The sequence below is a fragment of the Enterobacter cloacae complex sp. ECNIH7 genome, from assembly GCF_002208095.1.
Classification (GTDB): domain Bacteria; phylum Pseudomonadota; class Gammaproteobacteria; order Enterobacterales; family Enterobacteriaceae; genus Enterobacter; species Enterobacter cloacae_M.
The window spans coordinates 3879092-3901064 of sequence record NZ_CP017990.1 but is presented as its reverse complement, the minus strand read 5'-3'; the positions used below and the strand labels follow the sequence as shown (position 1 = coordinate 3901064).

Annotated in this window: 26 protein-coding genes; 13 read left to right on the top strand and 13 right to left on the bottom strand. The window is 57.8% G+C overall.

Translation table 11 applies throughout. The features are described from left to right. Window positions 1-7: 7 nt before the first annotated feature. The 4 genes from nrdE to WM95_RS19260 form a co-directional block, all read right to left on the bottom strand. Window positions 8-2152 (bottom strand): class 1b ribonucleoside-diphosphate reductase subunit alpha, encoded by a 2145-nt coding sequence (gene nrdE / locus WM95_RS19275; RefSeq protein WP_063409817.1) that lies wholly within the window; start codon window positions 2150-2152, stop codon window positions 8-10. Beyond that, a complete protein-coding gene (gene nrdI, locus WM95_RS19270; RefSeq protein ID WP_023308926.1) occupies window positions 2125-2535 on the bottom strand; it encodes a class Ib ribonucleoside-diphosphate reductase assembly flavoprotein NrdI in 411 nt (136 codons plus the stop codon). Before nrdI ends, nrdE begins: the two co-directional genes overlap by 28 nt. Further along, on the bottom strand, window positions 2532-2771 hold the full coding sequence (gene nrdH, locus WM95_RS19265; RefSeq protein WP_023308925.1) for a glutaredoxin-like protein NrdH: 240 nt from the start codon (window positions 2769-2771) through the stop codon (window positions 2532-2534). The genes nrdI and nrdH overlap by 4 nt, the downstream gene beginning before the upstream one ends. Before the next feature lie 243 nt (window positions 2772-3014). After that, window positions 3015-3341: a DUF883 domain-containing protein gene (locus WM95_RS19260; RefSeq protein WP_023308924.1), complete on the bottom strand. Its 327-nt coding sequence runs from the start codon at window positions 3339-3341 to the stop codon at window positions 3015-3017. Between the two features lie 160 nt (window positions 3342-3501). Between WM95_RS19260 and WM95_RS19255 the strand changes: the two genes are divergently transcribed. Further along, entirely contained in the window at window positions 3502-3846 is a 345-nt protein-coding gene (locus WM95_RS19255) for a DUF2002 family protein (protein ID WP_023308923.1), read from the top strand. Between the two features lie 32 nt (window positions 3847-3878). On the opposite strand, the gene alaE is transcribed toward WM95_RS19255, so the two are convergent. After that, entirely contained in the window at window positions 3879-4328 is a 450-nt protein-coding gene (alaE, locus tag WM95_RS19250; RefSeq protein ID WP_008502567.1) for an L-alanine exporter AlaE, read from the bottom strand. 496 nt (window positions 4329-4824) lie between these two features. Between alaE and stpA the strand changes: the two genes are divergently transcribed. Continuing rightward, window positions 4825-5229, top strand: a complete 405-nt coding sequence (gene stpA, locus WM95_RS19245) for a DNA-binding protein StpA (protein WP_023308921.1) — start codon at window positions 4825-4827, stop codon at window positions 5227-5229. 38 nt (window positions 5230-5267) lie between these two features. On the opposite strand, the gene WM95_RS19240 is transcribed toward stpA, so the two are convergent. The 3 genes from WM95_RS19240 to WM95_RS19230 form a co-directional block, all read right to left on the bottom strand. Next, window positions 5268-5447: a hypothetical protein gene (locus WM95_RS19240; protein WP_023308920.1), complete on the bottom strand. Its 180-nt coding sequence runs from the start codon at window positions 5445-5447 to the stop codon at window positions 5268-5270. Between the two features lie 79 nt (window positions 5448-5526). Continuing rightward, a complete protein-coding gene (locus WM95_RS19235; protein ID WP_047173853.1) occupies window positions 5527-6048 on the bottom strand; it encodes a rhodanese family protein in 522 nt (173 codons plus the stop codon). A gap of 9 nt (window positions 6049-6057) precedes the next feature. Next, complete coding sequence (locus WM95_RS19230) at window positions 6058-6357, bottom strand: ArsR/SmtB family transcription factor (RefSeq protein ID WP_063409815.1); 300 nt, start codon at window positions 6355-6357, stop codon at window positions 6058-6060. 179 nt (window positions 6358-6536) lie between these two features. On the opposite strand from WM95_RS19230, the gene WM95_RS19225 reads away from it, so the two are divergent. Further along, window positions 6537-6695, top strand: coding sequence for a YqaE/Pmp3 family membrane protein (locus WM95_RS19225; RefSeq protein WP_023308917.1), 159 nt, complete (start codon window positions 6537-6539; stop codon window positions 6693-6695). Here the strand turns inward: WM95_RS19225 and WM95_RS19220 are convergent. Then, window positions 6692-7621, bottom strand: a complete 930-nt coding sequence (locus WM95_RS19220) for a LysR substrate-binding domain-containing protein (protein WP_023308916.1) — start codon at window positions 7619-7621, stop codon at window positions 6692-6694. The two genes, WM95_RS19225 and WM95_RS19220, sit on opposite strands and share 4 nt — an antisense overlap. Window positions 7622-7941: 320 nt before the next feature. Here WM95_RS19220 and WM95_RS19215 point away from each other — a divergent pair, with 320 nt between their 5' ends. The 7 genes from WM95_RS19215 to WM95_RS19185 all read left to right on the top strand — a co-directional run bounded on the left by WM95_RS19215 (window position 7942) and on the right by WM95_RS19185 (window position 16492). Further along, a complete protein-coding gene (locus WM95_RS19215) occupies window positions 7942-8547 on the top strand; it encodes an ankyrin repeat domain-containing protein (RefSeq protein ID WP_039263421.1) in 606 nt (201 codons plus the stop codon). A gap of 106 nt (window positions 8548-8653) precedes the next feature. Next, window positions 8654-10195, top strand: a complete 1542-nt coding sequence (gene fdrA, locus WM95_RS19210; protein ID WP_063409813.1) for an acyl-CoA synthetase FdrA — start codon at window positions 8654-8656, stop codon at window positions 10193-10195. Continuing rightward, window positions 10195-11610: a DUF1116 domain-containing protein gene (locus tag WM95_RS19205; protein WP_176600603.1), complete on the top strand. Its 1416-nt coding sequence runs from the start codon at window positions 10195-10197 to the stop codon at window positions 11608-11610. Before fdrA ends, WM95_RS19205 begins: the two co-directional genes overlap by 1 nt. A gap of 11 nt (window positions 11611-11621) precedes the next feature. Further along, window positions 11622-13166: a hypothetical protein gene (locus WM95_RS19200; RefSeq protein ID WP_047173850.1), complete on the top strand. Its 1545-nt coding sequence runs from the start codon at window positions 11622-11624 to the stop codon at window positions 13164-13166. Between the two features lie 117 nt (window positions 13167-13283). Next, a complete protein-coding gene (locus tag WM95_RS19195; RefSeq protein WP_088544960.1) occupies window positions 13284-14240 on the top strand; it encodes a carbamate kinase family protein in 957 nt (318 codons plus the stop codon). Window position 14241: 1 nt separating this feature from the next. Next, window positions 14242-15621 carry an amidohydrolase family protein gene (locus WM95_RS19190; protein ID WP_063408803.1) on the top strand — a complete coding sequence of 460 codons (1380 nt, stop codon included), beginning with the start codon at window positions 14242-14244 and terminating at the stop codon, window positions 15619-15621. A 136-nt stretch (window positions 15622-15757) separates the two neighbouring features. Continuing rightward, entirely contained in the window at window positions 15758-16492 is a 735-nt protein-coding gene (locus WM95_RS19185; RefSeq protein WP_063408804.1) for a class I SAM-dependent methyltransferase, read from the top strand. Here WM95_RS19185 and WM95_RS19180 read toward each other — a convergent pair. Next, window positions 16486-17088, bottom strand: a complete 603-nt coding sequence (locus WM95_RS19180) for a short chain dehydrogenase (protein WP_023308908.1) — start codon at window positions 17086-17088, stop codon at window positions 16486-16488. The genes WM95_RS19185 and WM95_RS19180 overlap by 7 nt on opposite strands. 97 nt (window positions 17089-17185) lie before the next feature. Here WM95_RS19180 and WM95_RS19175 point away from each other — a divergent pair, with 97 nt between their 5' ends. The 3 genes from WM95_RS19175 to WM95_RS19165 all read left to right on the top strand — a co-directional run bounded on the left by WM95_RS19175 (window position 17186) and on the right by WM95_RS19165 (window position 19879). Next, complete coding sequence (locus tag WM95_RS19175; protein WP_063408805.1) at window positions 17186-18073, top strand: LysR family transcriptional regulator; 888 nt, start codon at window positions 17186-17188, stop codon at window positions 18071-18073. 20 nt (window positions 18074-18093) lie between these two features. Beyond that, window positions 18094-19275 (top strand): aminotransferase-like domain-containing protein, encoded by a 1182-nt coding sequence (locus WM95_RS19170; protein ID WP_088544959.1) that lies wholly within the window; start codon window positions 18094-18096, stop codon window positions 19273-19275. Between the two features lie 85 nt (window positions 19276-19360). Beyond that, window positions 19361-19879 carry a DUF6622 family protein gene (locus tag WM95_RS19165; protein WP_063408807.1) on the top strand — a complete coding sequence of 173 codons (519 nt, stop codon included), beginning with the start codon at window positions 19361-19363 and terminating at the stop codon, window positions 19877-19879. Between the two features lie 20 nt (window positions 19880-19899). Here WM95_RS19165 and WM95_RS19160 read toward each other — a convergent pair whose 3' ends face one another. The 3 genes from WM95_RS19160 to WM95_RS19150 form a co-directional block, all read right to left on the bottom strand. Continuing rightward, window positions 19900-20247, bottom strand: a complete 348-nt coding sequence (locus tag WM95_RS19160; protein WP_063408808.1) for a HigA family addiction module antitoxin — start codon at window positions 20245-20247, stop codon at window positions 19900-19902. A gap of 10 nt (window positions 20248-20257) precedes the next feature. Beyond that, window positions 20258-20557 (bottom strand): type II toxin-antitoxin system RelE/ParE family toxin, encoded by a 300-nt coding sequence (locus WM95_RS19155; RefSeq protein ID WP_063408809.1) that lies wholly within the window; start codon window positions 20555-20557, stop codon window positions 20258-20260. A gap of 239 nt (window positions 20558-20796) precedes the next feature. Continuing rightward, on the bottom strand, window positions 20797-21966 hold the full coding sequence (locus tag WM95_RS19150) for an HlyD family efflux transporter periplasmic adaptor subunit (RefSeq protein WP_088545052.1): 1170 nt from the start codon (window positions 21964-21966) through the stop codon (window positions 20797-20799). Between the last annotated feature and the right edge of the window lie 7 nt (window positions 21967-21973).

Sequence of the window (21973 nt, the reverse complement as noted above, 5' to 3'; positions counted from 1 at the left end):
TTTCTCCTTACAGCGCGCAGGACACGCAGCCTTCGATTTCGGTGCCTTCCAGCGCAAGCTGGCGCAGGCGAATGTAGTAGAGCGTTTTGATGCCTTTCTTCCAGGCGTAGATCTGCGCTCTGTTGATATCCCGCGTGGTGGCGGTGTCCGGGAAGAACAGCGTAAGCGACAGCCCCTGATCCACATGTTTTGTTGCCTCCGCGTAGGTATCGATGATTTTCTCCGGGCCGATCTCATACGCGTCCTGATACAGCGCTAGGTTCTCATTGGTCATAAACGGGGCAGGGTAGTAGACGCGACCGGTTTTACCTTCTTTGCGAATTTCAATCTTCGACACGATCGGGTGAATGCTCGACGTGGCGTGGTTGATGTAGGAAATCGATCCGGTCGGCGGCACCGCCTGCAGGTTCTGGTTATAAATGCCGTAGCGCATCACGTCGTCACGCAGCTGCTGCCACATCTCGCGCGTCGGCAGGGTAATCCCCGCGCGGGCAAACAGTTCGCGTACTTTTTCGGTTTTCGGCTGCCAGTCGCCTTCAAGATACTGGCTGAAATAGGCTCCGCTGGCGTAACGGGAGTGCTCAAAGCCCGCGAACCGCTGGCTGCGCTCGCGCGCCAGCATCATCGAGGTGTGCAGCGCGTGCCAGGTAATGGTGTAGAAATAGAGGTTGGTGAAATCCAGCCCTTCCGGACTGCCGTAGGCGATGCCTTCCCGCGCCAGATAGCCGTGCAGGTTCATCTGCCCCAGACCGATGGCGTGCGACGCGGCGTTGCCCGCTTCAATAGACGGTACGCTGCGGATGTGGCTCATGTCCGACACCGCCGTCAGCCCGCGAACGGCGGTTTCTATCGTGCGGCCAAAGTCGGGGGAATCCATGGTGTGGGCGATATTCAGCGACCCGAGGTTGCAGGAGATATCCTTGCCGATGTCCGCGTAGTCCAGGTTTTCGTCGTAGGTAGACGCGCTGTTAACCTGCAAAATCTCCGAGCACAGGTTGCTCATGTTGATGCGCCCGGCAATCGGGTTCGCGCGGTTCACCGTATCCTCAAACATGATATACGGATAGCCGGACTCAAACTGGATCTCCGCAAGCGTCTGGAAGAAATCGCGGGCATTGATGGTTTTTTTGCGGATGCGATCGTCGGCCAGCAGCTCGTCGTACAGCTCGCTGATGGCCACGTCGCCAAAGGCTTTGCCGTAGATTCGCTCAACGTCATACGGCGAGAAAAGCGCCATCTCGGCATTCTCTTTGGCGAGCTTAAAAGTGATATCCGGGATCACCACGCCAAGCGACAGCGTTTTGATGCGAATTTTTTCGTCGGCGTTTTCACGTTTGGTATCAAGAAAACGCAGAATGTCCGGGTGGTGCGCGTGCAGATAAACCGCGCCCGCACCCTGACGCGCGCCAAGCTGGTTGGCATAGGAGAAGGCATCTTCCAGCATCTTCATCACCGGGATCACCCCAGAGGACTGGTTTTCGATGCGCTTGATCGGCGCGCCCGCTTCGCGCAGGTTAGAGAGCAGAAACGCCACGCCGCCGCCGCGTTTGGAAAGCTGCAGTGCCGAGTTCACCGCGCGGCCAATCGACTCCATATTGTCTTCGATACGCAGCAGAAAACAGGAGACCAGCTCGCCGCGCTGGGCTTTGCCACAGTTGAGGAAGGTCGGCGTGGCGGGCTGGAAGCGTCCGGAGAGGATCTCCACGGTGAGCTGCTCCGCCAGCGCTTCATCACCCTGCGCCAGCGTCAGCGCCACCATCACCACGCGATCTTCAAAGCTCTCTAAGTAGCGCTTGCCGTCAAAGGTCTTCAGCGTGTAGCTGGTGTAGTACTTCCACGCGCCGAGGAAGGTCTGGAAACGAAAGCCGCTGGTGTGGGCGCGTTCAAACAGCTTCACCACAAAGGCGCGGTCGTAGCGGGTGAGCGTAAGCGCGTCGTAGTAGCCCTCGTTCACCAGATAGTCGAGACGTTCATTCTGGCTCGCAAACGTCACGCTGTTGGGCCGCACGTGGGCGGCAAAAAAGGCGTCCACCGCCTCACGATCTTTCTCGAACTGAATGCGTCCCTCACGATCGTAGAGGTTAAGCATGGCGTTTAATGCATGGTAATCCGGTGTCGCCTGAATCACCCGTTCTGCGGTTGTCGTTGCCAAAATTCGTTCACTCCTTTACGCACGTTTTCGACGTCCTGCTGCGTCCCCATCAGCTCAAAACGATAGAGATACGGCACGCCGCATTTTTGAGAAATGACATCCCCGGCGCGGCCGAAGGCATCGCCGAAATTGCGATTCCCCGCCGCGATCACGCCGCGAATCAGCCCGCGGTTGTGAGGATCGTTTAGAAAGCGGATCACCTGGCGAGGCACGGCTCCTGCCGTGCCGCCTCCGCCATAGCTGGGCACCACCAGAATGTACGGTTCATCTACCCGGATCCGCTCCCGCTCGTTCAGCGGAATGCGCACCGCAGGCAGCCCGACGCGCTCAATAAAGCGGAGCGTGTTTTCCGAGCTGCTGGAGAAGTAGACCAGCCCGCTCATGCACGCGTGGCCTGAGCGCTCAGGCGGTTAATCATGTCCGGGCGAAAACCAGACCAGCTTGTCTCCCCGGCGACCACCACCGGAAGCTGACGAAAACCCTGCTTGCGCAGGGTATCTGCGGCCTCGGGGACCTGGTCAACATTCACCATTTCAAACGCCACGCCGCGGCTTTCCATTGCCCGTTTGGTCGCGTGGCACTGAACACAATCGTTACGAGTGTAAATAATAATGCTCATGATTCGTATTTCCATTTAAAATGAGGGTGTGGCGCGAATCATCGCGTCGGGTTGTGTGTGTATTGCTAAAAGGAATACTAGATGTAGTTGTCTTAAGTTTCAACCATACGAGATATGGGAAATTTAGATTAATATCGCCCCTGTGATGAGCACAGCGGGGCAGGGGAGGCTGTACAGGTTTTTCAGGCTTACGGGCATAAAAAAGCCCCGGCGCCTGAGGCTACCGGGGCAGAATACGCGGGATTATTTACGCAGGCTGAGCAGGGCACCGACGAAGATGCCGACCGCTGCGACGGTTCCCAGAGTACATAGCGGTTTTTCACGCACGAAGGTCGTAGCACAGCTTGCCATATCGCAGGCAGCCTGCGTGGCGCGTGAACGTCCGTTCATACGGGCGCGGGTTTCACGGAGCAGAGACTGAGCCTTACGCTTTGCGGCATCCGCTTCGTCCTTCGCGTCACTTCCCCAGGACTTCAGCACCTCTTCCAGCGTGTCCGCTAATTGGCTGACATCATTACGAATATCCTGCGCGTCGTCATTAATATCGTTTCGGTTCGGTCTGTTAAACATACGATCCTCCGTAATTTTGTGTTCCCGTTCAGTTTAGTTCAGAAATTTAATATCTGAAGCGCATCACGCGTTATCCGGCAGTTTATGGACTATTCTGAAAGCCCTGCTATTGCTGAATACTGTAAGGTTGCCGGGCAGGAAAAGATAACGAGGAAAAGATATGTATTTACGACCTGACGAGGTGGCACGCGTTCTTGAAAAAGAGGGATTCACCATGGATGAGGTGACGCCAAAAGCGTATGGATATCGCCGCGGCGAGAATTATGTTTATGTTAATCGCGAAGCAAGAATGGGACGTACCGCTCTCATTATTCACCCGACGCTGAAAGACAGAAGTTTGTCATTTGCTGAGCCTGCCTCGGATATTAAAACCTGCGATCATTATCAGCAATTTCCGCTCTATTTAGGCGGTGAACGGCATGAGCATTACGGTATTCCGCACGGTTTCAGTTCGCGTATGGCGCTGGAGCGATTTTTGAAGGGACTGTTTGGCGACGTACAGTAAATCCGCGACTGGCGTGCGCCAGTCGCTTCACATCACGCTTTTGCCTGGCTGTACTGGCTGACCTTAAACAGGCGGCGGCAGTAGTCGAGGAAATAGCCGTAAACGGCTCCCATCAACATCGAAATGACAATATTCGAACTGACCGCCGCAGCGATCTGGTGCCAGTCTGCACCGACTGTCAGGAGAATGGCCACGTAAACCGGCGACTGGAACGTCACATACGCCAGAACGTCCGCCAGGTTTTTCACCCAGCCTGCTGGGCTGATACGACGCGCGAAGCGCATTACCGCATCGCGGTATAAACCGTAAGGCCATGCAATAATAATATTGACCGGGATCGCCACCAGACGAGAAGAAAGCGACTGCTCGAAGGACATTCCGGAGAGGAATATTTCGATCAGCATGTTCACGACGGAACAGTAAACAACCATCGCGAAAGTATCCGCCACCGCGTGGCGCAGGCGAGATTGCGGCGAGAACATGTCTGAACTCCTTGAGAAGAACACAAAAGAAACGATTTTCCTTCAGCGGTTAGTGCTTTAGGTTGGTTTGTTTGACGTGTATAGCGTATATTTCTGCGTTTGAACTAACAACTAGTGATAAATTTTTATTTAATCGCCTTTTGTCCACAAAATTCTCTAAAGTTGTTCGTTTTTTGTTCCGATCGTTATAATCTGTCTTGTTTGATGTTTTTTGCATTAAAATCAATGAGTTGGTTTTGTTAGTGGCTAAAGTCAGGAATCTTCCACCTGACGCGGCGCAGTATGCTGTAATTTGGATTAAAGTTGGCCATTTATATTAATGGAGTGATTGGATTCATCGGTGTCCTGTCAGCACCTTGCGCTATTATTAACAGTGAGTTCTAAATATATTTACACTGATGCCCTTACGGACCCTTGGGTAGATATTTCAACTCAAATGAATTATTCTGTCGGCGATTTATCTATTTACCCCCCAAAGAAAAGGTTTTCAAATAATATGTCTTTGACGTTACAGAATCTTAATAATATCCGAACCCTGCGCGCCATGGCGCGTGAATTATCCCTGGACGTTCTTGAGGAAATGCTGGAAAAGGTCAGGGTCGTTACTGAAGAGAAACGCAGCGAGCTGACGGAATTAGAGCAGCAGCGTGCTGAGCAGCAGGAAAAAATTAATGCCCTGCTGGAGCTAATGAAAGCTGATGGTATTTCACCGACTGACCTGCTGGGTTCTGAACTGGCGCAGACGGGTAAGCAAGCGAAAAAGCGTAAGCCGCGTGAAGCAAAATATCGCTTTATTGACCAGAACGGCGAAGAGAAAACGTGGACCGGCCAGGGCCGCACGCCGAAGCCTATCGCCAGCGCGCTGGCAGACGGTAAATCACTGGATGATTTTCTGATCTAACGAATGAGCCGGGCGGAACACGCCGCCCGGCTGACTGTTCAGCAGACGCCGAAATCGCCTTCTTCGGTATAAGGCGCCACATCGGCGGCTTTCAGCGTATATTTCTCGCCTTGCTCATTGCTGGCCTGGACCGCCACAATGCTGTCACCGTTTACTTCGAGCACTTTCAGTTTCGGGCCGCCCTTACGCGGTTGCACATAATCACCGACAGAAAACATATTACCTCCTCATCGTTTTAGCGATCTTCACCTTAGCCCACGCATGACGCCGGGTACAGCGTATTTCACCGATTATTGCTTATGAGGTACGCCGGTTCCAGGGCATCACCTTGAGCAGTCGCGCCATGCCGCAAAAGCCCGTCACACCGGCGAACAGCAGACCGGCTCCGACAAAGCCGCTGAGCAGGAAAAAGCCGCTGGAGACGCTATAGCCCAGCACCACGCCACAGAGTATTAACAGCCCGGCGGCAATTTGCACCTGACGCATCAGCGGCAGCGGCTGGGACTTGTCTTCGACGGTCGGCAGTCCGGCCTGCTTCCAGCCCTGAATGCCCCCCTCGACCACAAATGCCTCTGCGGGCGCGGCGGCCTGAGCAAGGCGGTCGGCATTCCCCGACGTCCGGGCGCCGGACTGGCAGTGAAAAATCACCGTATCGCCCGCCTGCGCGTTAAGTGCGTCGGGTAAGGTATCCAGCGGCACGGACCGCGCGGCGGGAATATGCTCGCGGGCGTACTCATCGGCATCACGAATATCAATCAGTTTTGCGCCTTCAGCGACGCGGGCATTGGCCTGGCGCGGTGAAAGAAGAGGAAGTGACATGGCGACTCCTTACGGGCAATAAAGGGTTTTCAGAGTGCTGATAAGCTGATGTACCGCATTGTTTTTAATGGAATAGAGAATGCGCTGCGCATCGCGAGTGCTGTCGATAAGCCCTTCCTCACGCATGCGCGCCAGATGCTGCGACGTGGCGGAAGGACTTAGCCCCGTGGCTTGCGCAAGCTCCCCCGCGCTGGTGCCGGGCGCTCCGCACAGGGTGCAGAGGATCAGCAGGCGACGGGGGTTGCTCATCGCTTTTAAGAGTGTGGCGGCCTGCCCGGCGCTGGCCTGAAGCTGTTCGAGTTCGGTCATAATAGTTTAGCATTTACTTAATTAAGTAAATGCTAAACTAATTCGATGCATTAAACCAGCGTCAAAAGCGTAAAAGAGGGTAAACGCGAGGCCCGGAACTGGTACAGACGAATAAACTGGCTATGCTTACAGCGTTCTCTTTATTATTTTCAATGGATTAGACTGAACGGAGTGTTTATATGGGATTTTGGCGTATTGTTTTTACGATCCTTATACCGCCGCTGGGCGTGCTGTTGGGCAAAGGGTTTGGCTGGGCGTTTATTATCAACATTCTTCTGACGCTGCTGGGCTACTTCCCCGGCCTCATTCACGCGTTTTGGGTACAGAGCAAAAGCTAGGCGCGCCACAGTAAATCGCTATAGATATCGGTCAGTACCCCCGCTGGACCAAACTGCTGCTTGATCCACCGCGTGACCTGGCCGGTTGCGGCATGCTGCGTGGCGAGCAGCATGCGCGAATCCTGACGCGGGTTATTAATCCGTCGGGTGACCAGCAGCCCCGCGTCTACCGCCTCGCGGGCCATGTATTCCGGCAAAAAGCCAATCCCTTCGCCCAGGATCTGACACTGACATTTGGTGTTAAAGTCCGGGACCAGAATCGCCTCCTGCCCGTGCAGCAGCCAGCCGACCTTTTTGTTAATGGTGTGCGCGGTATCTTCCACCATGATGTTGGGATACAGGCGCAGCTGGCTTTCCGCTATCGGCTCCGGGGTGAATGCCAGCGGATGTTCCGGCGCGATGGCAAACACCCAGCGAATGGCGCCGATCTCGGTGTAATCAATCCCGCCACCGTCCAGCAGCGTGTCCGGCGCGCCAATCGCGATGTTGGCCTGGTTATTGATGATGGAGTCCCAGACGCCGTTGTAGACCTCGGTGGTCACGGTGATCTGACAGGTGGGAAACTGCTTTTTCAGCACCTGCAGCAGCCGCGCCGTGTGGCGTGGGGTATACAAAAGCTGGTTGATACAGATGCGCACCCGCGCCTCAATGCCCTGAGAAATGGTGTCAATCCCGCGCTTGATGGCGTGAAAGTCGTTAAGCAGGTCGGTGGCCTTACGATAAAAGTAAAATCCGGACTCTGTCAGCTCAATGCTGCGCGTGCTGCGGACGAATAGCACCACGTCCAACCCGGTCTCCATGCGCTTAATGGTGTAGCTGATGGCAGAGGTCGTCACGCCCAGTTCGGCGGCGGCTTTGCTGAAGCTGCCGAAGCGTGCGGCGGTAGTAAAGGCCAGCAGGTTCTCCTCGGTAAAGATGGAATTCATATCTCACTCCGTTCAGCCATCAGTTTTGAACATATTTTAACAGCGTTGTTACAACGCATTTGAAGCCGATCACAGTTCTGACTCTTTGTCGAAAGCCGCATACGGTAAGGCTTCGTCAGACATAAGCATAATGCAGGCAGAAGCGCTAAAAAGCGGGTAAACATAAGAAAAAGGTTGCACAGACGCACGTTTTGACCGGTTTATTGAATTTACCTCAACAATGAATTGACTGTCGATGAATCATTTTTAAGCGGATTCTTTTATGACCAGGCTGTTGCTATTCTCAGGTCAACAGAAATAAAAACATCGGGAGTCTGAATATGTCTGCGAACGAACTCGTTACTGAATTTCTGCTGGCGGCAGAAGAGGGCAATAGCGATGCGCTAAAAGCCTGTCTGGAGAAAGGCGTGGATATTAACGCCACCAACCGTCAGAAAAGAACCGCCGTTATTATTGCCAGCCTGAAAAAGCATTATGACTGCGTGGCGTTATTAATTGCCGCCGGGGCGGATATTGATAAACAGGATCAGACCTGCTTTAACCCCTTCCTCATTAGCTGCCTGACCAACGATATCACCCTGCTGCGCCTTGTCCTTCCGGCAAATCCGGATCTCGACCGCCTGACGCGCTTTGGCGGCGTGGGCATTACCCCTGCCAGCGAAAAAGGGCACGTGGAGATCGTGCGCGAGCTGCTGGAAAAAACCGATATCAACGTCAACCACACTAACTTTGTCGGCTGGACGCCGCTGCTGGAAGCGATCGTGCTTAACGACGGCGGCGCTAAGCAGCAGGAGATCGTGAAGCTGCTGTTGGATCACGGCGCGAACCCGCACATGACCGACAAGTACGGTAAAACCCCGCTCGAACTGGCGCGGGAAAAAGGCTTCGATGCAATAGCTGACCTACTGCTGGCGGCGGGCGCATAACGCATTCGGCCAGCTTTTTCCGGCTGGCCGCTAATTAAAACGCATTTTTACCGACGTGCATTTTGCACGACGGCGGCCCCCTTTTATCCGCGTTCAGGAGAAAATAATGCCCACAAAAATCGTCATAAAAAAGAACACATATTTTGACTCCGTATCATTAATGTCTGTTTCCACCAAAGCCAATAAATTACCGGGCGTCGAGCAGGCGTTTGTCGCGATGGCGACGGAAATGAACAAAGGCGTATTAAAAAACCTCGGGCTATTAACGCCGGAATTAGCCGACGCCAAAAACGGCGACCTGATGATCGTGATTAAAGGCGACGCGGCGAATGATGAAACCCTGGCGGCCATCGAAGCGCTGTTCACGCGTAAAGAGAGCGGCGGCACCCATGAAGCGCGCTACGCCACGATTGCCAGCGCCAAAACTCATCGCCCGGAGAGCAACCTCGCGGTGATTTCCGTCAACGGCACCTTCGCTGCCCGCGAAGCGCGCCAGGCGCTGGAAAACGATCTCAACGTGATGCTGTTTTCCGATAACGTGTCGCTCGACGACGAGCTGGCGCTGAAGCAGCTTGCGCATAAGAAAGGTCTGCTGATGATGGGGCCGGACTGCGGCACCGCCATTATCAACGGCGCGGGACTGTGCTTTGCCAACGCGGTGCGCCGCGGACCGATTGGCATCGTCGGCGCATCCGGCACCGGCAGCCAGGAGCTGAGCGTGCGCATTCACGAATTCGGCGGCGGCGTGTCGCAGCTGATTGGCACCGGCGGACGCGATCTCAGCGAGAAAATCGGCGGCCTGATGATGCTCGACGCCATCGACATGCTGGAAGCGGACGACGCGACCCAGGTGATTGCGCTGATCTCCAAGCCACCGGCCCCTGCGGTGGCGGAGAAAGTGCTGGCCCGCGCGCGCGCCTGCCGCAAACCGGTGGTTGTCAGCTTCCTCGGCCGCAGCGAACCGCCCGCCGATGAAGACGGCCTGCAGTTTGCGCGCGGCACCAAAGAGGCGGCCCTGAAGGCGGTCCTGCTCACCGGCATCAAAAAAGAGTCCCTCGATCTGCATCCGCTCAACTGGCCGTTGATTGAAGAGGTGCGCACTCGCCTGACGCCGCAGCAGAAGTACATTCGCGGCCTGTTCTGCGGCGGCACCCTGTGCGACGAGGCGATGTTCGCGGCGCTTGCGAAATTCGACGACGTTTACAGTAACATCCAGCCGGATCCAGCTAAGCGCCTGAGCGACGTCAATGTCAGTAAAGCCCACACCTTCCTCGACTTTGGCGACGATGACTTCACCAACGGCAAGCCGCACCCGATGATCGACCCGACCAACCGCATCAGCCGCCTGCTGCAGGAGGCGCGCGATCCGGAGGTGGGCGTCATCGTGATGGACTTCGTGCTGGGCTTCGGCGCGCATGAGGATCCGGTCGGCGTGATGATCGACGCTATCAAAGAGGCGCAGGCGATCGCGAAGGCCGATAACCGTCCTCTGGAAATTCTCGGCTACGTGCTCGGCACCGACCAGGATCCGCAGTCGCTGGCGCAGCAGTGCCAGCTGCTGACCGACGCAGGCGTCATCTGGGCCAGCAGCAGTACCAACACCGGATTACTGGCACGCGAATTTGTCTGCAAAGGGGAGAAAGCATAATGACGACCTTATTCAACCAGCGGCTGAACGTGATTAACGTCGGCATTGCGATGTTCAGCGACGACCTCAAAAAACAGCACGTTCCCGTGACCCAGCTCGACTGGACGCCGCCGGGGCAGGGCAATATGCAGGTTGTTGAAGCGCTCGATCGGCTGGCGGAAAAACCGCTGGCGGAGAAAATCGCCGCCGCCAACCGCATCGCTCTTGAGCGCATTATTCAGTCCCATCCGGTGCTGGTGGGCTATGACCAGGCCATTAACGTGGTGCCGGGCATGACCCGCACCACCATTCTGCACGCCGGTCCGCCTGTCGCCTGGGAGAACATGTGCGGGGCGATGAAGGGTGCGGTCACCGGGGCGCTGGTGTTTGAAGGGCTGGCGAAAGATCTGGACGATGCGGCAAGGCTCGCTGCCTCCGGAGAAATTACCTTCTCGCCGTGCCACGAGCACGACTGCGTGGGCTCGATGGCGGGCGTCACCTCCGCGTCGATGTTTATGCACATCGTGGAGAACAAAACCTACGGCAACCGCGCGTTCACCAACCTCAGCGAGCAGATGGCGAAGATCCTGCGCATGGGCGCTAACGACCAGAGCGTGATCGACCGTCTGAACTGGATGCGCGACGTGCTCGGCCCGATGCTGCGCGACGCGATGAAGATCGTCGGCGAAATCGACCTGCGCCTGATGCTGGCCCAGGCGCTGCACATGGGCGACGAGTGCCACAACCGCAACAACGCGGGCACCACGCTTCTTATTCAGGCGCTGACGCCGGGGCTGATTCAGGCGGGCTATCCGGTGGCGCAGCAGCGCGAGGTGTTCGAGTTTGTCGCCAGCAGCGACTACTTCTCCGGCCCGACCTGGATGGCGATGTGTAAGGCCGCGCTGGACGCCGCGCACGGCATTGAGTACAGCACCGTCGTCACCACCATGGCGCGTAACGGATACGAGTTCGGCCTGCGCGTTTCAGGCCTGCCGGGGCAGTGGTTCACCGGCCCGGCGCAGCAGGTGATCGGCCCGATGTTCGCGGGCTATAAGCCGGAAGACTCCGGGCTGGACATCGGCGACAGCGCCATCACCGAAACCTACGGCATCGGCGGCTTTGCGATGGCGACGGCCCCGGCGATTGTCGCCCTGGTGGGCGGCACGGTGGATGAAGCCATCGACTTCTCCCGCCAGATGCGCGAAATCACCCTCGGCGAAAACCCGAACGTCACCATTCCGCTGCTCTCGTTTATGGGCATCCCAACCGCCATCGACATCACCAAAGTCGCGGGCAGCGGCATTCTGCCGGTGATTAACACCGCCATTGCCCACAAAGACGCGGGCATCGGCATGATTGGGGCGGGCATCGTTCACCCGCCGTTTAGCTGTTTTGAAAAGGCGCTGTTGACCTTCCGCGATCGCTACTTTTTATAAGGCATGCATCCATGAAAAACATGAAGCTGGAGTGGAAAAGAGGTGACTGGGCGGCGTATTTCGGGTTGATGACCAACAACCTGACCAATTTGCTGACCATGATGGGGCTGCTCATTTTTGTCGTCGGCATCCCGAAGGAGATTGTTTATGGACGCATCGCGCCAGCCTTCGGGCTGGCGGTGCTGGTGGCGAGTATTTGCTACGCCTGGTTCGGCATGCAGATGGCGCGCGCCACCGGACGAACGGACGTGACCGCGCTACCGTCCGGCCCGAGCGCGCCGTCGATTTTTACCGTGACCTTCCTGGTCCTGATGCCGGTTTATCAACAAACCGGCGATGCGGACTTCGCGATCCAGATTGGCCTGGTGTGGTGCTTCGTGGAGGCGATGATCCTCGCGGGCGGTTCGTTCCTCGGTGAAACCATCCGCAAGATGATCCCGCGTACCGTGTTGCTGTCGTGCCTCTCCGGTTTGGGCCTGCTGCTGCTGGCGATGAACCCGATGCTGCAGGCGTTCGAAGCGCCGACCGTGTCGTTTATCGTATTGCTGCTGATCTTCATCAACTGGTTCGGTAAAAAGCCGATTTTCGCCCGTATCCCGACCGGTCTGCTGCTGCTGATTGCCGGTACGGCACTGGCGTGGATCTCCGGTCTGCAAAGCCCGGAAGCGATTAAAGCGTCTATGTCATCCTTCGGCTTTAATCCGCCGGAAGTGCACGTGGACAGCTTCATGCAGGGCCTGCCGCACGCGCTGCCGTATCTGGCCTCTGCCGTGCCGCTGGGGCTGGCGAACTACATCTTTGACCTGGAGAACATCGAAAGCGCCCACGCGGCGGGAGATGCGTACCCGACGCGTAAGGTGATGCTGGCGAACGGTCTGGCGTCGATGCTCGGCTGCCTGATGGGGAACCCCTTCCCGGTGACGGTCTACGTCGGCCACCCCGGCTGGAAAGCGATGGGGGCCAGCATCGGCTACACGCTGGCCTCGGGCGTGACCATGTTCATCGTGCCGCTGTTCGGGCTGGGGGCATTTATGCTCGCCATCATTCCGATGACCGCCATCGTGCCGATTCTGGTGTTTATCGGCGTCGTCACCGCCAACCAGGTGGTGAGGGAAACGCCCAAAGTGGAGGTGCCGGTGATCTTCATCTGCCTGTTCCCGTGGATCGCCAACTGGGCGCTGACCATGATGAACAGCGTGATGGGGGCGGCGGGCACCAGCGCGGCGAAGATCGGCACCGACGTGCTGCACAGCAAAGGAATTTATTACGAAGGCCTGGTGCATCTCGGTAACGGCGCGCCGCTCGCCAGCATGCTGTGGGGCTGTATCGCCATCTTCGCCATCATCAACAAGCCGCTGCGCGGAGCCGTTGCGGCCGCCGTCGGGGCGCTGCTGGCGCTGTTTGGGGTGATCCACGCCCCGGTGGTGGGCTTTGCCGAAGGCAGTTCGCTGATGTTCGTTACGGCCTACCTGATGATGGGCGGCATGTTTGTGGTGAAGCATGTGCTGGATAGTCGCGAAGCGGCGAGCGCGGCGGCACCGGTTTCTGAATCCTGATAATGCCTGATGCCCTCACCCTAACCCTCTCCCACAGGGAGAGGGAACGTTAATCCCCCTCCCTGTGGGAGAGGGCCGGGGTGAAGGCACCAGAACGCACCTTCGAAAGGAAACAAAATGAAAGAGCTTATGGTCGTCGCCATCGGCGGCAACAGCATTATCAAAGACAACGCCAGCCAGTCGATTGAACATCAGGCGCAGGCTGTGAAAGCGGTGGCAGAGTCGGTGCTGGAAATGCTGGCCTCCGACTATGACATCGTGCTCACGCACGGCAACGGCCCCCAGGTGGGGCTGGATCTGCGCCGCGCCGAAATCGCCCACGAGCGGGAAGGGCTGCCGCTGACGCCGCTGGCAAACTGCGTGGCGGACACCCAGGGCGGGATTGGCTACCTGATCCAGCAGGCGCTCAACAATCGCCTGGCCGCGCGCGGGGAGCAAAAAGCGGTCACGGTCGTTACGCAGGTGGAGGTGGATAAAAACGATCCGGGCTTTACTCACCCTACCAAACCTATCGGTGCGTTCTTCACCGAGGCGCAGCGCGACGAGCTGCAGCAGGCACACCTGGACTGGCATTTTGTCGAGGATTCAGGCCGTGGCTACCGTCGCGTGGTGGCTTCACCGCAGCCGCTGCGCATCGTTGAGGCCGACGCCATCAAAACGCTGACGCAAAAAGGCTTTGTGGTGATCGGCGCGGGCGGCGGCGGAATACCCGTGATTCGCAGCGAGCAGGGCGACTACCAGAGCGTCGATGCGGTGATTGATAAAGATCTCTCCACCGCGCTGCTGGCACGCGAGATCGATGCCGACGTGCTGGTGATTACCACCGGCGTGGAGAAGGTGTGCATCAACTTCGGCAAGCCGAACCAGCAGGCGCTGGACACCGTCAGCGTGGCGCAGATGACGCGCTACAGGGAGGAGGGCCACTTCCCGGCGGGCAGCATGCTGCCCAAAATCGTCGCCTCGCTGGAATTTTTACACCACGGCGGCAGGCGCGTGATTATCACCTCGCCGGACTGCCTGCCCGCGGCGCTGCGCGGGGAAACCGGTACCCATATTGTTAATGAGGGAAGATAAGATGAGTGAAAACAAAAGCCGCCGCGAATTTATTAGCCAGAGCGGCAAAATGGTCACCGCCTGCGCGCTGTTTGGCGCCACCGGATCCGTCGCGTATGCTGCTGACTCCGCGAAGCCAACCTGCGAGACGGGCAAACCGATGAGCATCACCGCGAAACATTACTATCTGGACAACGTGCTGCTGGAGGCCGGGTTTAATTTTGACGGCGGCGTGGCGACGAGCACCCGCACCGAGCTGAAAACGCTGGAGATTAACGACGGGAAGATCGTCGCCCTGCGCGATAACAAGAGCCACGCCGACGCAACGCTGCCGCACTACGATGCGGGCGGCAAGCTGATGCTCCCGGCGATGCGCGACATGCACATTCACCTGGATAAAACCTTTTACGGCGGTCCGTGGCGCTCCCTGAACCGCCCGGCGGGCACCACGATCCAGGATATGATCCGCCTCGAGCAGAAGCTGCTGCCGGAGCTGCAGCCCTACACCCAGGAGCGCGCGGAAAAGCTGATCGATCTGATCCAGTCGAAAGGCTCCACCATCGCCCGCAGCCACTGCAATATCGAGCCGACCTCCGGTCTGAAGAATCTGGAAAACCTGCAGGCGGTTTTATCGCGCCGTAAGCCCGGCTTTGACTGCGAAATTGTCGCTTTTCCGCAGCACGGGCTGCTGCTGTCGAACTCCGAAAAGCTGATGCGCGAGGCGATGCAGGCCGGGGCGCACTACGTGGGCGGGCTGGACCCAACCAACGTCGACGGCGCAATGGAGAAATCCCTCGACGCCATGTTCCAGATTGCGCTGGACTACGACAAAGGTGTGGATATCCACCTGCATGAAACCAGCCCGGCGGGCGTGGCGGCGGTGAATTACATGGTCGAGACCGTGGAGAAAACGCCGGAGCTGAAGGGCAAGCTGACCATCAGCCACGCCTTTGCGCTGGCGACGCTCAACGAGCAGCAGGTGGATGAGATCGCCACCCGCATGGCGGCGCAGCGGGTGACCATCGCCTCCACCGTGCCGATTGGCACCCTGCATATGCCGCTGAAGCAGCTGCGCGAGAAGGGTGTGTTCGTGATGACGGGGACCGACAGCGTCATCGACCACTGGTCGCCGTACGGTCTGGGGGACATGCTGGAGAAGGCGAATCTATACGCTCAGCTGTACATCCGCCCGAACGAGCAGACGCTCTCCCGCGCGCTCGGCATTGCCACCGGCGACGTGCTGCCGCTGAATGACAAAGGCGAGCGCGTGTGGCCGAAAGCGCAGGACGACGCCAGCTTTGTGCTGGTGGATGCCTCCTGCTCCGCCGAGGCCGTGGCGCGCATTTCGCCGCGCACCGCGACGTTCCATAAGGGCAACCTTGTCTGGGGCTCGGTGGGTTGACGTGCATTTCCCCCTCTCCCTGTGGGAGAGGGTTGGGGTGAGGGCATCAGGCCGCACTTCCGTAGGTCGGGTAAGGCGAAGCCGCCACCCGACAATGCAGTATACTGCTATGCACATTCTTAAAGAGGGATCTGCCATGGCACAAAACATCTACGACAATCCGGCGTTTTTTGAAGGCTACGCCCAGCTTCCACGCTCGGTGCAGGGTCTGGACGGCGCGCCGGAGTGGCCCGCGCTTAAGGCCATGCTGCCTGATTTAACCGGCAAATCGGTTGTCGATCTCGGCTGCGGCTACGGTTGGTTCTGCCGCGCGGCGCGCGAGCTGGGCGCTGCTGACGTCACGGGGGTCGATATCTCAGAAAAGATGCTCGCCCGCGCAGCGGAGCTTACCGCTGACCCACAGATTCACTATCAGCGTAGCGATCTGGAATCTCTCAAGCTCAACGAGAACAGCCTCGATCTGGTCTACAGCTCGCTGGCGCTGCACTACCTGCCGGAACTGGATACGCTATTCGCCAGGGTCCAGCGCGCGCTCAAGCCCGGCGGCAGCCTGGTCTTTTCGATGGAGCACCCGATATACACCTGCGCCACCCGTCAGGGCTGGCTGACCGACGATAGCGGCGAGCGGTTCTGGGGCGTAAACCATTATCAGGATGAAGGCAAACGCGTCAGCAACTGGCTGGCGGACGGGGTGGTGAAATACCACCGCACGCTCGGCACCACGCTTAACGCGCTGATCGGGGCCGGATTAACGATAAGCGACGTCAACGAGTGGGGGCCAACGCAGGCGCAGATTGACGCCTGGCCCGCGCTGGCCGAAGAGGCGGAGCGCCCGATGCTGGTGCTGATCGCCGCCCGTAAGGCTCAGTAGCCCACCTTATACACCCGCCCGCTCTGCACGCCTTCCACGCTGCGGCGATAGGCCTGCGCCACGGTCGCGGCGGGAACGCTCTCAAAGCCCGGGAAGAAGCCGTCGTAGGTTTCGACGGATTCGGTGAGTACCGTCGGGCTAATCAGGTTGATGCGGATCCCGCGCGGCAGCTCGCAGGCTGCCGCGCGGACAAACCCTTCCAGCGCCGCATTCACCGTGGTGGCATTTACGCCCTGGGCAATTGGCTCGTGCGCCACGATGCCGCTTATCAGCGTAATAGAGCCGCCTTCGTTCAGATAATGCTGGCCGGTCAGCGCCAGGCGCACCTGTCCCAGCAGCTTGTCCTGCAGGCCCTGGTTGAAGTCGCTGTCCTTCATGGTCGCGAGCGGGCCAAAGTAAAGACCCCCGCTGGCGGAGACAATCGCGTCCACCGGGCCGATTTTCTCAAACAGCGCCTGGACGCTCGCCTGCGAGGTGATATCCACCTGCTCGTCGCCCTGCGTGCGGCCGACGCGGATGACCTCGTGGCGACGACTCAGCTCTTCCGTTACCGCACGACCGACCGTACCGCTGGCACCAATAATGACGATTTTCATAGCCGACTCCTTATGTTGTGAGCCTTCATTCTTTAATAAATAAAAATGCAGATAAACTGGTCTAAAGTTAGGAGATTACTAATCAGGAGTTTGGAATATGGATAAGCTTCGCAGCATGGAGACCTTTATTGCCGTGGTTGAGTGCGGCAGCTTCACTGGCGCGGCGGCTCGGCTGGAGATGTCGGCGGTAATGGTGGGGAAATACGTTGCGCTGCTGGAATCACAGCTCGGCACCCGTCTGCTGGAGCGTAACACGCGGCGCCAGAGCCTGACCGACGCCGGACGGGTCTATTACGACGAGGCGAAGCGGGTGCTGGAGCAGGTGGCGATTGCCGAAAGCGCGGTGGAACGCCTGCGTGCCGCGCCGTCCGGCACCCTGCGCGTGACCGCACCCACCTCGTTTGGCGGCAGCGCGATCGCGCCGCTTACGGCCTCTTTTTTACAACGCTACCCGGAAGTGCGCATCGAGCTGGATCTCACCAACCGGATGGTGGATCTGGTGGAGGAGGGCATCGATCTGGCCATTCGTATTGGCGACATTCACAACGACGATCTGGTGGCGAAATACCTCTGCCCTTACCGGATGGTGATCTGCGCCGCGCCGGACTACCTTGCGCGCTACGGTACGCCGCAAACTCCTGCCGATCTGGTGGATCATCTCTGCTTATCCCACAGCGTGTGGACCGCACGCAACGAGTGGCGGCTGCCGGGCGTCGAAGGCGAGGTGCGCTGGAAGCGGGATGCGGTCTTGAGATGCAACGACGGCTACGGGCTGCGGATGGCCGCGAGAGCCGGGGCGGGGCTGCTGCTGCAGCCGGAGGTGCTGGTGGCGGAGGATCTGGAAAGCGGCAGGCTGGTGCGCGTGCTGGAGGCGTATATTCCGGCGCCGAGACCCGTGCATTTGCTGTGGCGCCAGGATTTACGACCTCTCCCTAAGCTAACGGAATTTATCGCCCATATTCTGCTAAGATTGGGCACACTATAAAAAAAGAAGGTATGCAAAGAATGTCTGTGAATAAACTCGCCAGCAGCGCGCAGGGCCTGCAATCATCTGCCATCCGTGAATTATTAAAACATAGCAAAATGGCCGGCGTCATTTCGCTGGGCGGGGGTATTCCTAATCCCGATCTGTTCGATCACGAAGGGCTGAAAATTGCCGCTGATGCCGTATTATCACAGCATTTTGGCGAGGCCTTTCAGTACGGTCTGACCGAAGGTGTACCGGGGCTGCGGGAAGAAATTCAGCGCATCTGCGAGGGGCGCGGTATCGCCTGTAAGGCCGATGATGTCGTTATTACTTCCGGTTCACAGCAGTCCCTCGACGTGCTGGCGCGTGCATTAATTAACCCGGGCGATATCGTTGTGGTTGAGCGTCCAACCTATCTTGCCGCGCTGCAGGTCTTTGGTCTGGCGCAGGCGAATTTTGAATCCGTTGGCACCGATGGTGACGGCATGAAGGTCGACGAGCTTGAAGCGCTGGCGGCGAAGAAAACCATCAAAGCGGTCTATATTGTTCCGACGTTTGGCAACCCTGGCGGGGTAACCCTCTCTGAGGCGCGTCGCAAACAGCTGGTGGAATTATCGAAGCGCTATGACTTCGTCATTATTGAAGACGATCCGTACAGCGAAATTAATTATACCGATGAAGTTTTCCGCCCGTTAATGGCCCATGCCAAAGATATCGGCAACGAAGACAACGTGGTGTATACCTCGACCTTCTCCAAAATTCTTGCTCCAGGAACCCGCGTGGGCTGGGTGCTGGTGCCGGAATGGCTGAAGCGCGCAGTAGTAAACCTTAAGCAAACCACCGATCTGCACACCAGCACGCTGTCGCAGCTGATGACGTATGAATACCTGAAAACCGGTCGTCTGCCCGATCAGATTAAAACGATCCGCGAAGCCTATCGCCAGAAATACCAGACGTTCGCAACCGAGCTGGAGGCCGAGCTGGGCGATGTGATGTCGTTCCACAAGCCGAAGGGCGGCATGTTCCTGTGGGCGACTATGAAAAATGGGAGTAATACCACCCGCTGGCTGGAAAAAACGTTAAGTAACGGCGTAGTATTTGTGCCGGGCGAGTTTTTCTACTGCAATGAGCCGGACCATTCAACGCTGCGTATGTCGTTTGTCACGCCAACGGATGAAGAGCTGAAGGAAGCGGTTCAGCGCCTGAAAAAATCGCTGTAAAAGACCTGCGCATAATGGCTTTCCTGCCGTTATGCGCAATACGCGTTCAGGGCGGCACGAGCCGCGATCGTCCATGGAAATCGCCATGTTTGAATTTCTGTTCGGTGTCGTTACGCACACGCCCGCCTGGGTGTGGGTGCTGTTTATCTTCCTTATCTCTCGCGGCATTAAAGCCCGCAGGCCTGCCACCGTTACGCTGGAGAGGCTTGCCATTATTCCGGCGATCTTTCTTGTCTGGGATATTTACGATCTGGTGGTCTACCGCACGCTGACGCCCGGAACTGTCGCATTGTGGACGGCGGGGATCCTCGCCGGGGCCGCGCTGGGGTATTTCCTGATTAAGCAGGCGGTTATCACCCGCGCAGATGCGCCGCGCAGCCTTTACCGTCAGGCAGACTACACCGCGCTGCCGTTTATGATGCTGGCGTTCGGCGTCAAGTATGTGCTGGGCGTGATGAGCGCGGTCTCTCCCCAGACGATGCAGCAGCCCGCCATGAGCGCGCTGGCGATCGTCTCCGGCGGCGTGTTTGCCGGTGTGTTTATTGGGAAATTTGCGCGTTATATTGGCGTGTATAACAGCGCCGCACCTCGCCCGGCGGAGTAAGATCTCCGCGCCTGTTCGGGTCAGGCTACATCCGGTTGGCCAGATTTTCGCTTAGCCATGACGTCCGCAACGGTCTTTATACGGCTTAGTTCCTCCTGCGTCCTGGCGTTAGATTGCGCTTCCCAGATATCAACGTTCAGCTGTAAGTTCAGCCAGAATTCAATCGTGGTATCAAAGGCTTTTGCCAGCTTGATCGCCATATCGGCAGTAAGCTTGCGATTGTTATTGACCAGCGCGCTGATGGTGTTGCGGTGAACATTGAGCATCTCCGCCAGATCGCTGATTTTCAGATTGAGCGGTTCAAGATACTCATACTGCAACACGTCGCCCGGCGTGGTGGGTTTGCGGAGTGCCTGTTGAAGTGTCATAGATGATGCCTCACTTGTGTTGCGTGTACTTGTGTGGAGAGAGGTACAGATCTTCTGCTTTACCCTCTGTCCAGCGAAATACGAGCCTGTATTGCCTGTTTACCCGGATGGAGGAATAGCCCTTCAGCGGAGGATTCAATGCTTCATACATATTACCCGGTGGCGATCGCAAATCCCTGTGCGAGGTTGCTGCCCTGATGATATCGAGCTTTCTCGCAAGCGCTGTTTCCAGATTTGAAGGGATAACATTGCTCGATCTGCCGTAAAGAAAAAAATCCTCAAGCCATTGATCCCGAAAATAACTAATCATAATGCTGGCGAGCTCCAGTCCGTGAAGCTGAATGAATAGTAACGCACTCCTGCACTGTGCGCAAGTGCGTTTTGTCTGCGGTTAATATTACCTGGGCGATGGCTGAAGGGAAGTGGGATGCATGACTAAAGATTAATCCTCCGAGGCAGGTTCCAGTTCTGGCGTGCGGTTTAATGCCCGGCGGCGCTTCGCTTGCAAGGGCCTGGGGGGATGTAGGCCGGGTACCACCCGGCGATTGGCTATCGCTCCCTTAGCGCCTCTTTCGCCCGGTTGAACGGTTTAATCAGATAATCCAGCACCGTTTTCTCGCCGGTCTTAATGTCCACCGTCGCAATCATCCCCGGCACAATCGAGAAGTGCCTGCCCGCCTTATTCACCAGGTAATCCTGGCTGGTGCGGATAAACACCCGGTAATAGAACACTTCCGGCTTGGCCTCGTCCTGGATGGTGTCCGGAGAGATCGTTTCGACGACCCCGTGCAGGCCACCGTAAATGGCGTAATCGTAGGCGGTGATTTTAACCAGCGCCTCCTGGTTCGGGTGGATAAAGGCGATATCGCGCGGCGACAGGCGGGTTTCGATCAGCAGGTGATCGTCCACCGGCACAATCTCCATCAGCTCGCCGTTGGGCGGGATTACGCCGCCGATGGTGGTGACCTTGATGTTTTTCACGATCCCGCGCACCGGGGATTTTACCGTCAGACGGGTCACGGAATCCTGGCGGCCTTTGAGGATCGCCGAAACCATGTCCACTTCCGCGTTGGCCTTGGAGAGCGCCTCCCGGGCCTGAACGTAATACTGCGAGCGTACGTCGGTGAGCTTCAGCTCCAGATCGCTTTTCTGCCGCTGCAGGCGCAGCACCTCCACGTGGCTGGCGGCGCCGGTTTTGACCAGCCGCTGGGTGATGGCCAGCTCCTTATTGGCGAGATCTAACGCGGCGCGCAGCTCCCGCTGGGTATCCTCCAGCTGCGCGCGGCGGGAGTTGTAGAGGCGCGTTTCGTCAGCAATCAGATCCGGCCACTTTGCCAGCGAAGGGGGAAACTTCAGCGGGAGATCGTTCACCTCGGCGTACAGGCGGGCGCTGGAGGCCAGTGAAGCCCGGTAGCGCGCCGCGCTTTCGCCGACGTTCGATTCGGAACGCGTCGGATCGAGCCGCGCCAGCACCTGTCCGGCCTGAACCTGATCGCCCTCGTGGACGTTCAGCTCGGTGAGGATCCCGCCGTCGAGAGACTGTAGAACCTGCTCGCGCGAGCTGGGGATCACTTTACCCGAGCCGGTTGATACCTCATCCAGCACGCCAAACCACGCCCAGATGCCCAGCACCACAAACATCAGCAGCGAGAAGATCACGATCCGACGCGCGCCGGTGTAGCCGCTTTCGGAGTCGAGGGCGTTATCCAGATCGTCCATTGCCGCC

What these genes read in the sequence shown, in the direction of transcription:
- WM95_RS19240 (WP_023308920.1), bottom strand. Translation starts at nt 5,447, where the DNA reads ATGTTTTCTGTCGGTGATTATGTGCAACCGCGTAAGGGCGGCCCGAAA.
- alaE (WP_008502567.1), bottom strand. Translation starts at nt 4,328, where the DNA reads ATGTTCTCGCCGCAATCTCGCCTGCGCCACGCGGTGGCGGATACTTTC.
- nrdH (WP_023308925.1), bottom strand. Translation starts at nt 2,771, where the DNA reads ATGAGCATTATTATTTACACTCGTAACGATTGTGTTCAGTGCCACGCG.
- WM95_RS19185 (WP_063408804.1), top strand. Translation starts at nt 15,758, where the DNA reads ATGGCACAAAACATCTACGACAATCCGGCGTTTTTTGAAGGCTACGCC.
- WM95_RS19195 (WP_088544960.1), top strand. Translation starts at nt 13,284, where the DNA reads ATGAAAGAGCTTATGGTCGTCGCCATCGGCGGCAACAGCATTATCAAA.
- WM95_RS19225 (WP_023308917.1), top strand. Translation starts at nt 6,537, where the DNA reads ATGGGATTTTGGCGTATTGTTTTTACGATCCTTATACCGCCGCTGGGC.
- WM95_RS19180 (WP_023308908.1), bottom strand. Translation starts at nt 17,088, where the DNA reads ATGAAAATCGTCATTATTGGTGCCAGCGGTACGGTCGGTCGTGCGGTA.
- WM95_RS19165 (WP_063408807.1), top strand. Translation starts at nt 19,361, where the DNA reads ATGTTTGAATTTCTGTTCGGTGTCGTTACGCACACGCCCGCCTGGGTG.
- WM95_RS19260 (WP_023308924.1), bottom strand. Translation starts at nt 3,341, where the DNA reads ATGTTTAACAGACCGAACCGAAACGATATTAATGACGACGCGCAGGAT.
- WM95_RS19235 (WP_047173853.1), bottom strand. Translation starts at nt 6,048, where the DNA reads ATGTCACTTCCTCTTCTTTCACCGCGCCAGGCCAATGCCCGCGTCGCT.
- WM95_RS19190 (WP_063408803.1), top strand. Translation starts at nt 14,242, where the DNA reads ATGAGTGAAAACAAAAGCCGCCGCGAATTTATTAGCCAGAGCGGCAAA.
- WM95_RS19155 (WP_063408809.1), bottom strand. Translation starts at nt 20,557, where the DNA reads ATGATTAGTTATTTTCGGGATCAATGGCTTGAGGATTTTTTTCTTTAC.
- WM95_RS19175 (WP_063408805.1), top strand. Translation starts at nt 17,186, where the DNA reads ATGGATAAGCTTCGCAGCATGGAGACCTTTATTGCCGTGGTTGAGTGC.
- WM95_RS19160 (WP_063408808.1), bottom strand. Translation starts at nt 20,247, where the DNA reads ATGACACTTCAACAGGCACTCCGCAAACCCACCACGCCGGGCGACGTG.
- stpA (WP_023308921.1), top strand. Translation starts at nt 4,825, where the DNA reads ATGTCTTTGACGTTACAGAATCTTAATAATATCCGAACCCTGCGCGCC.
- WM95_RS19220 (WP_023308916.1), bottom strand. Translation starts at nt 7,621, where the DNA reads ATGAATTCCATCTTTACCGAGGAGAACCTGCTGGCCTTTACTACCGCC.
- WM95_RS19230 (WP_063409815.1), bottom strand. Translation starts at nt 6,357, where the DNA reads ATGACCGAACTCGAACAGCTTCAGGCCAGCGCCGGGCAGGCCGCCACA.
- WM95_RS19200 (WP_047173850.1), top strand. Translation starts at nt 11,622, where the DNA reads ATGAAAAACATGAAGCTGGAGTGGAAAAGAGGTGACTGGGCGGCGTAT.
- fdrA (WP_063409813.1), top strand. Translation starts at nt 8,654, where the DNA reads ATGCCCACAAAAATCGTCATAAAAAAGAACACATATTTTGACTCCGTA.
- nrdI (WP_023308926.1), bottom strand. Translation starts at nt 2,535, where the DNA reads ATGAGCGGGCTGGTCTACTTCTCCAGCAGCTCGGAAAACACGCTCCGC.
- WM95_RS19205 (WP_176600603.1), top strand. Translation starts at nt 10,195, where the DNA reads ATGACGACCTTATTCAACCAGCGGCTGAACGTGATTAACGTCGGCATT.
- WM95_RS19215 (WP_039263421.1), top strand. Translation starts at nt 7,942, where the DNA reads ATGTCTGCGAACGAACTCGTTACTGAATTTCTGCTGGCGGCAGAAGAG.
- WM95_RS19150 (WP_088545052.1), bottom strand. Translation starts at nt 21,966, where the DNA reads ATGGACGATCTGGATAACGCCCTCGACTCCGAAAGCGGCTACACCGGC.
- WM95_RS19255 (WP_023308923.1), top strand. Translation starts at nt 3,502, where the DNA reads ATGTATTTACGACCTGACGAGGTGGCACGCGTTCTTGAAAAAGAGGGA.
- WM95_RS19170 (WP_088544959.1), top strand. Translation starts at nt 18,094, where the DNA reads ATGTCTGTGAATAAACTCGCCAGCAGCGCGCAGGGCCTGCAATCATCT.